This window comes from Pseudarthrobacter sp. AB1, from assembly GCF_014926485.1.
Taxonomy (GTDB): domain Bacteria; phylum Actinomycetota; class Actinomycetes; order Actinomycetales; family Micrococcaceae; genus Arthrobacter.
In genome coordinates this window covers 29,191-44,182 of sequence record NZ_PZKO01000020.1, presented here as the reverse complement: position 1 = coordinate 44,182, position 14,992 = coordinate 29,191, and the positions used below count along the sequence as shown (strand labels likewise).

15 protein-coding genes are annotated in these 14,992 nt (G+C 66.3%); 8 read left to right on the top strand and 7 right to left on the bottom strand.

Annotated elements, in window-relative coordinates:
• Positions 1-75 precede the first annotated feature (75 nt).
• Positions 76-1,128, top strand: a complete 1,053-nt coding sequence (locus DAD99_RS06290) for a LacI family DNA-binding transcriptional regulator (protein ID WP_193340913.1) — start codon at positions 76-78, stop codon at positions 1,126-1,128.
• A 65-nt stretch (positions 1,129-1,193) separates the two neighbouring features.
• On the opposite strand, the gene DAD99_RS06285 is transcribed toward DAD99_RS06290, so the two are convergent.
• Positions 1,194-2,144, bottom strand: coding sequence for a hypothetical protein (locus DAD99_RS06285; RefSeq protein ID WP_193340804.1), 951 nt, complete (start codon positions 2,142-2,144; stop codon positions 1,194-1,196).
• Between the two features lie 34 nt (positions 2,145-2,178).
• Positions 2,179-2,985, bottom strand: coding sequence for an exodeoxyribonuclease III (locus tag DAD99_RS06280; protein ID WP_193340803.1), 807 nt, complete (start codon positions 2,983-2,985; stop codon positions 2,179-2,181).
• A 250-nt stretch (positions 2,986-3,235) separates the two neighbouring features.
• Here DAD99_RS06280 and DAD99_RS06275 point away from each other — a divergent pair, with 250 nt between their 5' ends.
• The 4 genes from DAD99_RS06275 to DAD99_RS06260 are packed head-to-tail and all read left to right on the top strand — an operon-like array spanning position 3,236 to position 7,553.
• Positions 3,236-4,735 (top strand): CoA-acylating methylmalonate-semialdehyde dehydrogenase, encoded by a 1,500-nt coding sequence (locus DAD99_RS06275; RefSeq protein ID WP_193340802.1) that lies wholly within the window; start codon positions 3,236-3,238, stop codon positions 4,733-4,735.
• Positions 4,735-5,814: an enoyl-CoA hydratase/isomerase family protein gene (locus tag DAD99_RS06270; RefSeq protein WP_193340801.1), complete on the top strand. Its 1,080-nt coding sequence runs from the start codon at positions 4,735-4,737 to the stop codon at positions 5,812-5,814. The genes DAD99_RS06275 and DAD99_RS06270 overlap by 1 nt, the downstream gene beginning before the upstream one ends.
• On the top strand, positions 5,807-6,721 hold the full coding sequence (mmsB, locus tag DAD99_RS06265) for a 3-hydroxyisobutyrate dehydrogenase (RefSeq protein ID WP_193340800.1): 915 nt from the start codon (positions 5,807-5,809) through the stop codon (positions 6,719-6,721). Before DAD99_RS06270 ends, mmsB begins: the two co-directional genes overlap by 8 nt.
• Positions 6,722-6,776: 55 nt before the next feature.
• Entirely contained in the window at positions 6,777-7,553 is a 777-nt protein-coding gene (locus DAD99_RS06260) for an enoyl-CoA hydratase (protein WP_193340799.1), read from the top strand.
• Positions 7,554-7,558: 5 nt separating this feature from the next.
• On the opposite strand, the gene DAD99_RS06255 is transcribed toward DAD99_RS06260, so the two are convergent.
• Positions 7,559-8,068, bottom strand: coding sequence for a MarR family winged helix-turn-helix transcriptional regulator (locus tag DAD99_RS06255; RefSeq protein ID WP_193340798.1), 510 nt, complete (start codon positions 8,066-8,068; stop codon positions 7,559-7,561).
• Between the two features lie 2 nt (positions 8,069-8,070).
• Positions 8,071-9,792: an AMP-binding protein gene (locus DAD99_RS06250; protein ID WP_193340797.1), complete on the bottom strand. Its 1,722-nt coding sequence runs from the start codon at positions 9,790-9,792 to the stop codon at positions 8,071-8,073.
• 163 nt (positions 9,793-9,955) lie between these two features.
• Here DAD99_RS06250 and DAD99_RS06245 point away from each other — a divergent pair, with 163 nt between their 5' ends.
• A complete protein-coding gene (locus tag DAD99_RS06245; protein WP_193340912.1) occupies positions 9,956-11,089 on the top strand; it encodes an acyl-CoA dehydrogenase family protein in 1,134 nt (377 codons plus the stop codon).
• Positions 11,090-11,170: 81 nt separating this feature from the next.
• On the opposite strand, the gene DAD99_RS06240 is transcribed toward DAD99_RS06245, so the two are convergent.
• From DAD99_RS06240 to DAD99_RS06230, 3 genes are all read right to left on the bottom strand, one after another.
• Entirely contained in the window at positions 11,171-11,374 is a 204-nt protein-coding gene (locus DAD99_RS06240) for a cold-shock protein (protein WP_013599688.1), read from the bottom strand.
• Between the two features lie 170 nt (positions 11,375-11,544).
• Positions 11,545-12,171: a response regulator transcription factor gene (locus DAD99_RS06235; protein ID WP_193340796.1), complete on the bottom strand. Its 627-nt coding sequence runs from the start codon at positions 12,169-12,171 to the stop codon at positions 11,545-11,547.
• Positions 12,168-13,439, bottom strand: a complete 1,272-nt coding sequence (locus DAD99_RS06230) for a sensor histidine kinase (RefSeq protein WP_193340795.1) — start codon at positions 13,437-13,439, stop codon at positions 12,168-12,170. Before DAD99_RS06230 ends, DAD99_RS06235 begins: the two co-directional genes overlap by 4 nt.
• Before the next feature lie 229 nt (positions 13,440-13,668).
• Between DAD99_RS06230 and DAD99_RS06225 the strand changes: the two genes are divergently transcribed.
• Together DAD99_RS06225 and DAD99_RS06220 are read left to right on the top strand one after the other, a co-directional pair.
• The gene (locus DAD99_RS06225; RefSeq protein ID WP_193340794.1) at positions 13,669-14,262 is read left to right on the top strand and encodes a heme-binding protein; all 594 of its coding nucleotides are present in this window, start codon (positions 13,669-13,671) and stop codon (positions 14,260-14,262) included.
• 10 nt (positions 14,263-14,272) lie between these two features.
• A complete protein-coding gene (locus DAD99_RS06220; protein ID WP_193340793.1) occupies positions 14,273-14,977 on the top strand; it encodes an ankyrin repeat domain-containing protein in 705 nt (234 codons plus the stop codon).
• The last annotated feature ends 15 nt before the right edge of the window (positions 14,978-14,992 follow it).

Sequence of the window (14,992 nt, the reverse complement as noted above, 5' to 3'; positions counted from 1 at the left end):
CGGGCGGCCCGCAACCTAGCATGGCTGGGGGCAAATGCATAGCGGATATTGAAGTTTGAGCCCATGAGGGGAACGGTGGCACGGATGGCTGAGAGGTCTCAACGGGGTGGCCACAGTGGCGTCAGCATTGAGGACGTGGCAGCGGCCGCCGGCGTATCCACCGCCACCGTTTCCCGGGCCGTGCGCGGGCTGCCCAGGGTTTCGCCCGCTACCCGGGAGAAAATCCTCGAGGTGGCGGGTGCTTTGGGCTATGTGGCGTCGTCGTCGGCGTCAGGACTGGCCACCGGCAGAACCAAGACCATCGGAGTCCTTGCGCCGTTCGTGAGCCGCTGGTTCTTCTCCAAGGCCATCGAGGGCGCGGACCGCGAACTTCACGCCCGCCACTATAACCTTTCCCTCTTCAACCTGGGCGGTCACGGCAGCAACCGTGAACGCCTCTTCAGCAAGACCATGGTTTATAAGCAGATTGACGCCTTGCTGGTCCTTTGTATGGCGCTCAGCCACGACGAACTGGACCACCTCCAGAAGATTGATATCCCGCTGATCGTGGTGGGCGGCCATGTGGAGGAGTGCGCGTATATCGGCATCGACGACTACGCCGCTGCATCCACCGCCGTCCGGCACTTGATCGACCTAGGCCACCGGGATATTGCCCTCTTGCACGGCGACGACGAAACGGACCTTAACTTCGACGTTCCCCGCGTACGGATCCTGGCTTTCCAGGACGTCATGGCGGGAGCGGGGCTCGCCACCCGCCCCGAGTGGGACGAATGGGGAGACTTCACGGTCCGCAGCGGCCAGGAAGCGTTCCGGCGCCTCTGGGCCGCACCCGGCCCGAAGCCAACCGCCATCTTCTGCGCGTCCGACGAGATGGCCATGGGGGTCATCTTTGAAGCCGCCCGGGCGGGCGTCCGGGTGCCGGAGGACCTCTCGGTGGTGGGGATCGATGACCACGATTTCTCCGACGCGGTGGGCTTGACCACAGTGGGGCAGCGGCCCGATGAGCAGGCCGAGCTGGCCACCAAGATGCTCCTCGATGAACTGGACGGTATGGTCGGGGCGGTCCAGTCCGCCGTCGCGCCCCACCAGCTCATCGTCAGGCGTACGACGGCACATCCTCCTTCCTGAGGAGGCACTGCGGGGCAACCCTACCAGGAAGCACTGGTCAGGGAGGCGCGTTCAGGATGCAGTGCTCAGGACGCGCGGGCGAGTTGCCGGATGGGAATCCAGCGGGAAGCCAGCCTGCGGTAGGCCGCCGCGGCGCCCGTCATGTCGCCCTCTGCCAGGCATTCGATGCCCAGCCGGATGTCCATGGGCGACTCGTCCGGGTAGACCTTGTCCGCCACAGCACCGTAGTCGAGTTCCACCATGGAATTGACGTGGAACACCTCCAGCCATTCGGTCAGCTGTGCGAGGTCGTCCAGCATGTCCAGGTCCGGGGCGGCCAGCGCCAGGTGGGCCACGGCGTACCGTGCGCGCTCCATGGCCTCGGTGATGGGAGCCCACACCCTGACGGTGAGGATGCGTCCGCCTGATTCCACCACGTCCTTATGGTCGCCTTCCATAAACAGCGAGAACCAGCTGAAAGGGATGCCCCAGGTGGAGGCGCGCGTATGCACTCGGATAGCGCCGTCACGTGCTTTGACGTGGTCAATGCGTTCCTGGTGTTTGTCCCGCTGCTCCTCCGGAATCAGCATCTCGGCCAGCGGGCCGTGGATGCCTTCCATGAGGGCATTGGCGGCGAGGCCGGCCCGCAGGACCAGCTGGCTGGGGCAGTACAGCAGGATGCGCCCGGGCCCAAGGCCTATCTCGGTACCCAATCCGGACTCGGCACCCGGGCCGGCGGCAGCACCGGCGTCGGAAGTTCCTGCCTGCGGGGTCCGCCCCGGGGGGACGCCGGGAACGCTGGTGACCCGGACCAGGTCCGTCCGCCCGGTGGGGAACGGGTCCCCGCCGGAGCGTGTGATCCTGCCCAGCGAGGCCAGCAGTTCGGCGTTTTCGACGGCGGCCCGGGAGGCCGTGCGGGCTCCGGCGGTCCGGATGGCGTCCCGTTGTCCTTCCGGGAAGGCGTCCAGCGGTTCGTAGACGCGCAGGGTGGAGGAGAACGGCAGGCCGGCCTGGCCCCGGTAGAGGTTTCCCGTCAATACAGTCTCCCTTCCTGGGCCGCGGCTGCAGCCATCAGTCGGCCAGATCCACTAGGACGGGGGCGTGGTCCGAGGCGCCCTTGCCCTTGCGTTCCTCGCGGTCGATCGAGGCGCCGGTGACGCGGGCCGCCAAGGCCGGCGAACCAAGGACAAAGTCAATGCGCATGCCCTCCTTCTTGGGGAAGCGCAGCTGGGTGTAATCCCAGTAGGTGTACACACCGGGACCGGGCGTGTACTGACGGGCCACGTCGGTGAAGCCCGCTTCTTCGAAAGCGTGGAAGGCGGCGCGCTCCGGCGGGCTGACGTGGGTGTGGCCCTGGGACAGGAAAAGGTCGATGTCCCAGACGTCCTCATCCTGGGGCGCGATGTTCCAGTCGCCCATCAGGGCAACCTGGGCCTCCGGGTTCGCGGTGACAAGGCCCAGGGCGTGGTGCTTGAGGGATTCGAGCCATTTGAGCTTGTACGGCATGTGTTCGTCGTCCAGCGAGCGGCCGTTGGGCACGTAGAGGCTCCAGACCCGGACGCCGCCGCACGTGGCAGCCATGGCGCGGGCCTCCTGCACGGGGTCCTTGCCGTCCTTCCCGAACGGAGGCTGGTCCAGGAAGGTGCGTTCCACGTCTTCGAGGCCAACCCGGGAGGCGATGGCCACGCCGTTCCACTGGCTGACGCCGAAGTGGGCCACCTCGTAGCCCATGCGTTCGAACAGCTCCCAGGGGAAGTTTTCGTCCTTGCACTTGGTCTCCTGGATCGCCAGCACGTCGCAATCGCTGCGCTGCAGCCAGGCCTCCACACGATCGGCGCGGGCACGGAGGGAGTTCACATTCCAGGTAGCAATCTTCACAGTCCCTAACTTACCGAACTTGTTGCCCGGAGGCGTTGCCGCGGCGCGGGCGCGGTCGGTTCCGGGCAACTGTGCGGCCGGTGTCCGCAGAAACGGGGCACTATGGCGCAGGCAGAGGTACCGCAACAAAATGACGGCGACGGCGACAGCGGGCGCCACGAGGGTTCGGGGCAGTCTGGAATTTAGTAGGAAGTCCGAGTATATTCGCTTGCAGAGATGACCTGGATCACATGCGAAGGAGCATTGCATCATGGTGCGCGAACTATCCCATTACGTAGATGGCCAACGGGTGGCGGGGACCTCCGGCCGCTTCAGCGACGTTTTTGACCCTTGCACGGGCCAGGTCCAGGCGCGCCTGCCCCTGGCCAGCGGGGAGGAAGTCCGGAACGTGGTGGCCGCCGCGGAGAAGGCGCAGGTCCAGTGGGGCGCCATGAACCCGCAGCGCCGCGGCCGGATCCTGCTGAAATTCGTTGACCTCGTCAACGAGAACATGGATGAACTCGCCACGCTGCTGTCCTCCGAACACGGGAAAACCTTCGCCGATTCCAAGGGCGATATCCAGCGCGGAATTGAAGTGGTGGAGTTCGCGGCAGGCGCCCCGCACCTGCTCAAAGGCGAATTCTCCGACGACGCCGGTGCAGGGATCGACGTCCACTCGCTGCGCCAGCCACTCGGCGTGGTCGCGGGCATCACCCCGTTCAACTTCCCGGCGATGATCCCGCTGTGGAAGTCCGGCCCGGCCCTCGCCGCCGGAAACGCCTTCATCCTCAAGCCCTCCGAACGGGACCCCTCGGTTCCGTTGCGCCTGGCCGAACTGTTCACCGAGGCCGGGCTGCCGGACGGGGTGTTCAGCGTGGTCAACGGGGACAAGGAAGCCGTTGACGCGCTGCTGGAAGATCCCCGGGTGAAGGCCATCGGCTTTGTGGGTTCAACGCCCATTGCCCAGTACATCTACGCCACCGCTGCCGCCCACGGGAAGCGCGCCCAGTGCTTCGGCGGGGCCAAGAACCACATGGTGATCATGCCGGACGCGGACCTGGACATGGCCGCCGACGCCCTGATCGGCGCAGGCTTCGGCTCCGCCGGCGAGCGCTGTATGGCCATCTCCGTAGCTGTCCCGGTGGGGGAGAAGACTGCGGATGCGCTGGTAGCCAAGCTGACCGAGCGCGTCAAACACCTCAGGGTAGGCCACAGCCTGGACAAGGACTCGGACTTCGGGCCCGTGGTGGCGGCGAGTGCCAAGGAACGGATCGAGGGCTACATCCAGTCCGGCGTGGACCAGGGCGCCACCCTGCTGGCCGACGGGCGTGGCCTCACGGTGGAAGGCTACGACGACGGTTTCTGGGTGGGACCCACGCTCTTTGACCACGTCACCAAGGACATGAAGATCTACCAGGAGGAAATCTTCGGGCCCGTCCTGAGCGTGCTCCGCGCCGCCGATTACGACGAAGCCCTCCGGCTGTGTTCCGAGCACGAATTCGGCAACGGTGTGGCCATCTTCACCCGCGATGGCGACGCCGCCCGGGACTTTGCCAGCCGGGTGGAGGTTGGAATGGTTGGCATCAACGTCCCCATTCCGGTGCCCATCGCTTATTACACGTTTGGCGGTTGGAAAGCGTCCGGTTTCGGCGACCTGAACCAGCACGGCGCCGACGCGTTCCGTTTCTACACCAAGACCAAGACGGTCACCACACGCTGGCCGTCCGGGATCCGCCAGGGCGCCAGCTTCATCATGCCGGAAGGCAGCTGATGACGGAGGTTCTGTTCGAGAAGCGCGGCCACCTGGGCATCATCACGCTCAACCGGCCTAAAGCCGTCAACGCCCTGAATGCCGGCATGGTGGATGCCATGCTGGCGCAGCTCACGGCCTGGGCGGACGACGACGGCGTTGCCACCGTCCTGGTGCGCGGTGCAGGCGAGCGGGGCCTCTGCGCCGGGGGCGACATTGTGGCGATCTACCGGGACATCCTTGGCGGCGGCACGGAAACAGCTGACTTCTGGCAGGCCGAATACCGGCTGAACTCACTGATTGCCGCCTACCCGAAGCCTTATGTGGCCTTGATGGATGGCTTGGTGCTGGGCGGCGGCGTGGGAATCTCAGCGCACGGCTCGGTGCGGGTGGTTACCGAACGGACCCGGACGGGAATGCCGGAGACCACCATCGGGTTTGTGCCCGACGTCGGCGGGACCTGGTTGCTGGCCAAGTCACCTGGGGAGACGGGCACCCATGCGGCGCTGACGGGAGCCCACCTGACCGGCGCGGATGCGCTGTTCCTGGGCCTCGCGGACCACTTTGTCCCGTCGGGGAACTTGCCGGAGCTGGCGGCCGCGCTCGAACACGAAACTGCGGAAGCCGCCGTCGTCCGCTTTGCGCGGAACCCGCCGCCCTCCGGGCTCGAGGAGCAGCGCGGCTGGATCGATGCCGCCTACGCCAGCGATGACGTAGAGGACATTGTCCGGCGGCTACGGACCATGGATGGGGCGCCGGATGGCACGCCGGGCGTGGAGGGGGACGGGGCCACCGATGCTGCCACCACCATCGAAGCGAAGTCGCCAACGGCCGTGAAGGTGACCCTGGAGTCCCTCCGCCAGGCCAAGGGACTGACGCTGGACGAAGCGCTGGCGCAGGAATACCGGGTAGGTCTTCGTTTCCTGGTTGCGCCGGACTTCCGCGAAGGAATCCGCGCGCAGGTGGTGGACAAGGACCGCACACCGCAATGGAAGCCGGCCACGCTGCACGAGGTGCACGCGACGGACGTGGCACGGTTCTTCGAGCCGCTGGGGGACCGGGAGCTCACGCTGAACACAAAGGAGCCGGACAATGCCTGAACAAACCACCGTCGCTTTCCTGGGCCTGGGCCACATGGGCGGCCCCATGGCAGTGAACCTGGTCCGTGCCGGCTACACCGTGGCCGGTTTCGACGTGGTCCCCGCCGCCCTGGAGTCCGCCCAGGCACACGGCGTCCCCACGGCGGCCAGTCCGCTGGATGCCATCGCCGGTGCCGACATTGTGCTGACCATGTTCCCCAGCGGCCAGCACGTGCTGGATGCCTACCTCGGCGCCGAAGGTCAGCCGGGCCTGCTCGCCGAAGCCAAGCCGGGCACCATGTTCCTGGATTGCTCCACCATCAACGTTGACGAGGCCCGGGAAGCCTCCGCGCTCGCCATTGCGGCCGGCCACCGTGCTGTGGACGCCCCGGTCTCCGGCGGCGTGGTGGGTGCGGAAGCCGGCACGCTGACTTTTATGGTGGGCGGCGGGACGGAGGACTTCGAGGCCGTGCGGCCGCTGCTCGAGGTGATGGGCAAACGCGTGGTCCATTGCGGCGCGCACGGCGGCGGCCAGGCTGCGAAGATCTGCAACAACCTCATCCTGGGGGTCTCCATGATCGCGGTCAGCGAGGCCTTTGTGCTGGGTGAGAAGCTGGGCCTGACGCATCAGGCGCTGTTCGACGTCGCCTCCAACGCCTCCGGTCAATGCTGGGCTTTGACCACCAACTGCCCGGTCCCCGGGCCGGTCCCCACCAGCCCTGCTAACCGCAACTACCAGCCGGGATTCGCGGGAGCGCTGATGGCCAAGGACCTGAGACTGGCGCTCAATGCGCTGGAAAGTACGGGGGTGGCTGCTCGGCTGGGACCGCTCGCTTCCGAAATTTACGATACGTTTGCCGCTGAAGGCGGAGCCGGCCGGGACTTCTCCGGAATCATCACGGACATCCGCGAAAAATCGCAGGAATAGCACCATCTGCAGCACTTGCAGCACGCAACATCCACGAACAGCTGAAAGGTCAGGCATGACGGAGTATACGAACATCCTGGTGGAACAGCGCGGCCGGGTAGGGCTGGTCACGCTCAACCGGCCGCAGGCGCTCAACGCCCTGGACAAGGCCACGATGGAACAGCTCGTGGCAGCCGTCACTGCCATGGACGCGGACCCCGGCGTGGGCGCGGTGGTGGTCACCGGCTCGGGCAAGGCGTTCGCCGCCGGGGCCGACATCAAGGAAATGGCATCCCAGGGCTACATGGACATGTACGCCGCGGACTGGTTCCGCGGCTGGGAGGACTTCACCCGGCTGCGCATTCCCGTCATCGCGGCGGTGTCCGGCTTCGCGCTGGGCGGCGGCTGTGAGCTGGCCATGATGTGCGATTTCATCATCGCCGGGGACAACGCCAAGTTCGGCCAGCCGGAAATCAACCTCGGCGTGCTGCCGGGCATGGGCGGTTCGCAGCGGCTCACCCGTGCCGTGGGCAAGGCCAAAGCCATGGACATGATCCTCACCGGGCGCTTCATCGGCGCCGAGGAAGCGGAACGCTCGGGCCTTGTCTCGCGCGTGGTGCCCGCGGAGGACGTGGTGGAGGAGGCGCTGAAGGCCGCGGAGGTCATCGCGTCCAAGTCCAAGCCCGTGGCCATGCTCGCGAAGGAGGCCGTCAACGCCGCGTTCGAAACCGGACTCGCCCAGGGTGTCCTGTTCGAACGCCGGATCTTCCACTCGCTCTTCGCCAGCGAGGACCAGAAGGAAGGCATGGCAGCCTTTGCGGAGAAGCGCCAGCCCGGGTTCAACCACCGCTGACGGGATTAGCCGTCCCTAAAGTCCCCGGCATTCCGGCGGAACGTGCCCAGGATATGGATCAGCTGGTCCACGTCGGCCGCGTCGAAACCTGACTGGCCAAACACCTCGGTGTTGAGCACCGCCGTCGCGCGTTTGGCCACGGTCCGCCCCTCCGCGGTGAGCTCGATCAGCGTGGTACGCCCGTCCGTAGGATGCGGCGAACGGGCCACCAGTCCCGAGCCTTCCAAACGGTCGACGGCGTTGGTCACCGAGGTGGGATGGACCTGGAGCAGGGCGCTCGCCTTGTTCATGGGCAGCGCTCCACTGCGGGCGAAACTGAGGAGTGCGAGCAGCTCGTAGCGGGCGAAGGTCAGCCCGAACGGCTTCAGGGCGCCCTCGATCCGGGCCAGCAGGATCTGCTGGGTGCGCATGATCGCGGTGATCGCAGCCATGGGAGCGGCAACGTCGGCCCAACCGTGCTCCTCCCAGTTCCGTTGGGCATCGGCGATGGGGTCCCGGGGCAGTGGCGCGGCCATCCTCAGCCTTTCAGCCCCGGGAAATCCGCCTCGGAGTACTCCAAGCCGAAGCCGTCGGGATGGGTGACCCCGCCGTGCCGGAGTTGCTCATTGTGCCGCAGCTCCACACGGCGGATTTTGCCCGAGATGGTCTTGGGCAGCGCCGCGAATTCCAGCCGCCGGATCCGCTTGAACGGCGCCAGGTGTTCGCGGCAGTACCGCAGGATGTCCTCCGCCAGCTCCGGCCCCGGCTCCAGTCCGGACACCAGGACAACGTAGGCCTTGGGGACGGAGAGTCTGAGCGCATCCGGCGACGGAACCACAGCGGCCTCGGCCACGGCCGGGTGTTCGAGCAGCACGCTCTCCAGCTCGAACGGCGATAGCCGGTAGTCGGAGGATTTGAAGACGTCGTCGTCGCGGCCCACGTAGGTGATGACGCCGTGTTTGTCCCGGCTGGCCATGTCGCCCGTGTGGTAATAACCGCCGCGGAACGCCTCAGCGGTCCGTTCCGCGTCACCGTAGTAGCCCTTCATCAGCCCCACCGGCCGGGGGTCCAGGCGGAGGCACAGCTCGCCGTCGTCCGCTTCTTCCCCGGTGCTCGGGTCCACCAGCACAACGTCGTAGCCGGGAAGCGGCCGCCCCATGGCGCCGATGGTGACCGGCTGGCTGGGCGTGTTGGCCACCTGGACGGTGGTTTCGGTCTGGCCGAAGCCGTCCCGGATGGTCTGGCCCCACGCGCGCTGGACCTGTTCGATCACTTCGGCGTTCAGCGGTTCACCCGCGGAGACCACCTTGGTGGGCGGGGACTTCAGCACTTTCAGGTCCGCTTGGATCAGCATCCGCCAGACCGTGGGCGGGGCACAGAAGCTGGTGACGCGCTCGCGGTCCATCTGCTCCATCAGAGCACGGGCGTCGAACCGTTCGTAGTTGTAGACAAAAACGCACGCCTCCGCGATCCACGGGGCGAAGAAATTGGACCACGCGTGTTTGCCCCAGCCCGGCGACGCCACATTCAGGTGCACGTCGCCGGGTTCCAGGCCAATCCAATACATTGTGGAGAGGTGCCCCACCGGGTACGACGTATGCGTGTGCTCCACCAGCTTGGCCTTCGACGTGGTTCCGGAGGTGAAATACAGCAGCAGCGTCTCGTCCGCCTGCGTGGGGGCGTCGGGAACGAAGGTGACTGCAGCCGTCGTCGAATCCGTGTACTGGAGAGCCTCTGCGTTGGCTGCACCGATCCCGCCGATTTCGACCAGGCGGTAATCGCCTGGGACGCCGGCAAACTTGCCGATGTTGGAACGCCCGACGGCGGCCCAGCCCGCCTCGCCGCGCTCCACACGTTCGGCCAGGTCCTCTGGTCCCATCAGGGTGGTGGTGGGGATCAGGACAATGCCCAGCTTGATGCCGGCCAGCATCAGCTCCCAGAGCTCCACCTGGTTGCCCAGCATCACGATCATGCGGTCCCCGCGGCGCATGCCCTGGCTTCGCAGCCAGTTGGCCACCTGGTTCGAACGGGCGGCCAGGTCCGCGAAACTCCGGCGGGTGGACGAGCCGTCCTGCTCCACGATGACCAGGGCCGGATTATTGGCCTTCTCAGGATCTGCGGCGATCTGATCAAACCAGTCGAGGGCAAAGTTGAATTCCGTGAACCGTGGCCACACGAACTCGCGCCTGGCCTGGTGGTAGTCGGAATGCAGGGCCAGCAGGCGGTCTCGTGCCTCGCGGAAGTCATCGGTGACTGACATGGGGGGCACCTTTCGTCCAGTGATGCGCATCACTAAGAATCCATCCCTGTGCAATATACTAGGACATCCAAGGGTTTGGAAGACCGAAGGGATATGAAGCGTGCAGCCACAAGGACGTGAGCGTGTTGTGACCGAAGCCCTGCCTTTTCCCGAGGCAGACCTGATGCACATCGTGGACCTCCTGCCCGAGGCGGAACGCGTGCGCTATCTGGAGATCCGGGCCTTCCTGCAGTCCACGGTGCGGCCGGCATCCATTGGCTACTGGAACCGCGAGGAATTCCCGTTCGGGTTGCTGGCGGAAATGGGCAAGCACGGGCTGGGCAGGCTGCAGACGGACGGCACATCCAAGCTCTTTAAGGGCCTGATGTACGTCGAAGTCGCCAGGGCGGACGTTTCGCTGTCGGCTCTCGTTGGGATCCACAACGAACTGATCGTGGGGATGATCGACGCCCTCGGTTCCCAGGAGCAGAAGCAGCGGTGGCTGCCTGGCCTGACAGCCTTTACCCAACTTGGCGCCTTCGCCCTGACCGAACCCGATCACGGCTCGGACATCGCCGGCGGGCTGGAAACATCCGCGCGGCTCGAGGACGGCGAGTGGGTGATCAACGGCGCCAAACGCTGGATCGGCTCCGGGACCATCGCGGACTTTGCCCTGGTGTGGGCGCGCGACGCAGCAGACGGGCACATCAAAGGCTTCATTGTGGAGACGGACCGTGCGGGCTACCGGGCCACCAAGATTGCCAACAAGATCGGCCTGCGGATCATGCAGAACGCGGACATCGTGCTGGACAACGTCAGGATTCCGGCGGCCAACATGCTGCCGGGCGCCACCGACTTCTCCACAGCCAACGAGCTCCTGCGGGATTCGCGCGCCTGGGTTGGCTGGCAGGGTGCCGGGATCCAGCTGGCCGCGTTCGACGTCGCCCGTTCCTACTCCCTGGAACGCAGGCAATTCGGCAAGGAACTGGCCTGCTTCCAGCTGGTCCAGCAGCAACTGGCGGAAATACTCGGCAACGCCTCCGCGTCACTGGCGCTGATGGCCCAGCTCGCCCGGATCCAGACGGACGGCAAGCTGGAAATGGCCCAGGCGGCCATGGCAAAGTCCACCTGCACCCGGCTGGCCCGCGCATCGGTGGCGATGGGACGGTCGCTGCTGGGCGGCAACGGAATCAGCTCGGACTATGAAATGGGCAAGCTGTTTGGTGATGCCGAAATCCTCTATACCTATGAGGGCAGCTACGAAATCAATTCTCTGATTGTGGGCCGGGCCGTCACCGGTAAATCGGCTTTCGTCTAGAAATTCACGGGTAATGGAGAACTTAACAAAAAACTGCCCTGGCCATGCTTTGCAGCGCGGCCAGGGCAGTTAATCAGAACCTTAGAGCGGGCGAATGTTCTCTGCCTGCGGGCCCTTGGGACCTTGGGTCACATCGAATTCGACTTTCTGGTTCTCGTCCAGTGAGCGGTAGCCGCTGCTGGCGATCGCGGAGTAGTGCGCGAAAACATCGGCGGATCCGTCGTCCGGAGCGATGAAGCCAAAGCCCTTTTCAGCGTTGAACCATTTAACTGTGCCTGTTGCCATTGCTAACTTCCTTTGTAACCCTTTTCTGGTCCTGCTCGGACGGCAGGCAGACGCGGAGTCTGTAGTCCGCTGTCTCAAACCTAGGGGCTGCGCGGTGGGCGTGCAATAGCTGCAGTCATCAAGTGTCACTCCTGTTACAGAAATGGTGCCCGGGAATTACCTGCTCCGGGCTAACGCATACCCTCCCGGCGGATGGCAGTGGCGATGGCAGCGGCGCGGGTTTCCACCCCGAGCTTGGCGTAGATGTGCGCCAAATGGGTCTTGACCGTGGCCCCGGAAATGAAGAGCCGCTGGCCCAGCTCCCGGTTGCTGAGCCCCTCGGTCAGGAGGCTTAGCAGCTCCGCTTCCCGGGGCGTCAGGACCTCGTCGGGATTGCGCAGCTGTTGGAAGAGCCGGGACGCCACCGGGGCGCTCATCACGCTTTTCCCCTGTACGGCACCGCGGATGGCGGCAAAGATTTCGTCCGGGGCGGCGTCCTTGAGGAGGTAGCCCATGGCGCCGGCGTCCACGGCCCGGACAATGTCCGCGTCCGAATCGTACGTGGTGAACACCAGGATGGCCTGCTGGCTGTTGCGCTGGCGCAGCTGCTTGATGGCCTCGATCCCGTCCATTCCGGCGCCCATGGCCAGATCCATCACCACCAGGGCAGGGGAGTGCTGTTCCACCAGCCCCAGGGCCTCCTCGCCGGAGGCGGCCTCAGCCACCACATCAAAGTCAGGCTGCGTGCCCAGCAGCGCCTTGAGCCCGCTCCGGACCACCAAGTGGTCGTCCACCAGGAGGACGGTGATGCCGGTCATGCGTCGCCCCGGGTGCTCTGCTGCGCTGGTGGCGCTGACTGCACCCGAACCGGTACTTGTGCGGCCACAATGGTCCCTTCGCCGGGGGTGCTTTCAACCGAGAATATGCCGCCCAGCTGCTCCACACGCTGGCGCATGGCCCGCAGCCCGTATCCTCCGGCGTCCGACGGCGGTGCTGCCGCCGACGGGTCAAAGCCTGTTCCGTCGTCGTAGATGTCAAGGGTGACCGAGTCAGGAAGGAACCCCAGCGTCAGGGTTGTGGTGGTGGCGTGCGCGTGCTGCTGGATGTTCGCGGCCGCGCTTTGGACAACCCGCAACAGGGTGTGCCGGACTTCCGGAGGAATGTCCCCCGGCTCGCCGGTGACCAGGAGCCGGGCGTGCGGGACGTACTGGGCGGCCGCTTGGTGCAGGGCCTCGGGAAGCGGCGACGCGTCAAGGCCCGGAGCGGCGAGCTCGTGGACCAGGCTGCGGGTCTCGGAGAGGTTCCGGCGCAGCAGCTCCGTAGCCTGGCTGAGCTCCTGGCGCGATGCTTGGCCTGGCCACGAACGGCCAGCGGCCTCCAGGAGCAGCAGGCTGCTGGCCAGGCCCTGCGTCACGGTGTCGTGGATCTCCCGCGATATCCGTTCGCGTTCGGCGATGGTGCCGGCCCGGCGCTCGCTGGCCGCCAGCTGACCCTGTGCCAGCGAAACTTCGGCATGGAGGCGCCGCTGTTCCGCGGCATCGTGCTCGATCCGGTCATGGATCAGCGTCAGCATCACGCCCACGGCAAGCGGCCCCAGCAGCATCGCGAGGTCCGTCCCGTCGCTGAGCCGGAACAGCCCGACGGCGGTGGCGGCCGCCGTTGCGCCCGCCGCCACGTAGCCTACAGCGCCCGTAAAGGCGGTGCGGCACAGGAAGAAAATCGCAAAGGAACACCAGGCGAAGCTGGGTGCGGCAATGACCAGCGCAGCCCAGACGACCACAAACGCGAGCATCCATAGTGCCCACGGGCGCCTCTGCCGGGCAAGTACAGCGATCACGGCGTACAGGGCGCACACCGCTCCTGCCAGGCCGAGGACCAGGAGGTTGTCCGGCAGGCTGTGCCGCATGACATAGCGGACGGCCGACGCGACTAGCAGGACCGCGAAGCCCAAGTGGACGGCGGCGTCGATCCGGCCGAACCGGCCGGCTGCCGAGGCCGGCGAGGCAGGCTCGGCAGGGAGGGAGGATCCGGTGGTGGGTGGGGATCCGGCGGTCAGGGTTTTGCGGGGAGGGGCTGGGGAGGGCATGGGGTCCGGTTCAGGTCAGGAGTGTTCCTATCCCATGCTATTGCCCGCGCCGTTTACTGGTCTCTCAGCCTTTTGGCTGATGCCGCTGGCCTTCCGGGGGAGCCGGGCGTAGCCGAAGGCCCGATGTTTGTTCCGGCTGGCCTGGACAGGATGGATGGAGCCGATGCCCATCAGCACATCCCGCCAACGTGGTCCATCAACGTGGGCACGTCAACCCAAGGAGATCACCGTGAAGAAGTCCAACAAGATTGCCGCCGCTGCCGCCGCCGGAGCTTTGCTGCTGACCGGAGGGCTGACCGTTGCAGCCAATGCCGGGACCAGCCAAGTGGCCGCCCCTGCCGCCGCCCCTGCTGCGGTACCTGTCGTCGAGATCCCGCAGGCGCCGGAAACCGTCGTGGCGCAGAACCGCATCACCGCGGGAGCCTCTTCCGAGGCAGTCCGGGCAGCCCTCGCCAAATGCCAGGCGGACAAGCTGCCGTTCGTTACGGTGGCCCTGGTGGACAGGTTCGGCACCGTCCAGGCACTCCTGCGCGGGGACAATGCCGCCGAACACACAATCGAAGCAGCCACGCAGAAGGCCTACACCGCGGCTGCGTTCGGTGCGCCGACGAGCGAGCTGGCCAAGCGCGTCAACGGCAACGGGCCCAGCATTGCGGACCTCCCCGGCACCCTGTTCCTCGCCGGTGGCGTCCCGCTTAAGGTGAACGGTGTGTCCGTGGCAGGGATCGGAGTGGGCGGCGCCCCCGACGGCACTCTGGACGAGGCCTGCGCCACCGCCGGCGCCGAGGCCATTGCCGCGCTGGCAGCCAGCCCGGCCAAGTAGGCTCGGCTCCATGAGACGGTTCAGGACCTGGCGCCGGGCACGCAGGGCCGCGGCGGTACTCGCGCTCGCGGCTGGGGTTGCATTGTGCCTGGCCGCCTGCCAGGCGGGTCCCGGTGAGCCGCAGCGGCTGGAGTCGCCGCCGTCGTACGTCCTGGTCAACCCGGGCAGCCCGCAACCGTCCACACCGGCAGCCACCACGGCGCCAGTGCTGCCCGGCGAAGCGCAGGCACAGCTGGACCAGGATCTGATCGCCGCGTCAAAGGCCAACAACGTGGTGCTGGTCGGCGAGCTCATCGGCCGCGGCGGCAACGTGAACGCCAAGGACGCCATCCAGGATTCAGCGTTCCTCTATGCCGGGGCCGAGGGATTCAACGACATTCTCCGGCTTACGCTGGCGGCCGGAGCGGACGTTGCAAGCACCAACCGGTATGGCGGAACCGCGCTGATTCCCGCGAGCGAGCACGGCCACGTGGAGACGGTCCGCATCCTCCTGGCTGCCAGGGTGCCCGTGAACCATGTGAACAACCTGGGCTGGACCGCCATGCAGGAGAGCATCCTGCTCAACAACGGCGGGCCCCGGCAGCAGGACGTGGTCCGGCTGCTGTTGGAGGCCGGCGGGGACCCGAACGTCAGGGATCCCCAGGGACGGACCGCCCTGGAGAACGCCGAACGCCTGGGCTTTGTGGAGATCGCCAACCTGATTCGGACAGGCTAGCCCCCTAAATCCAAC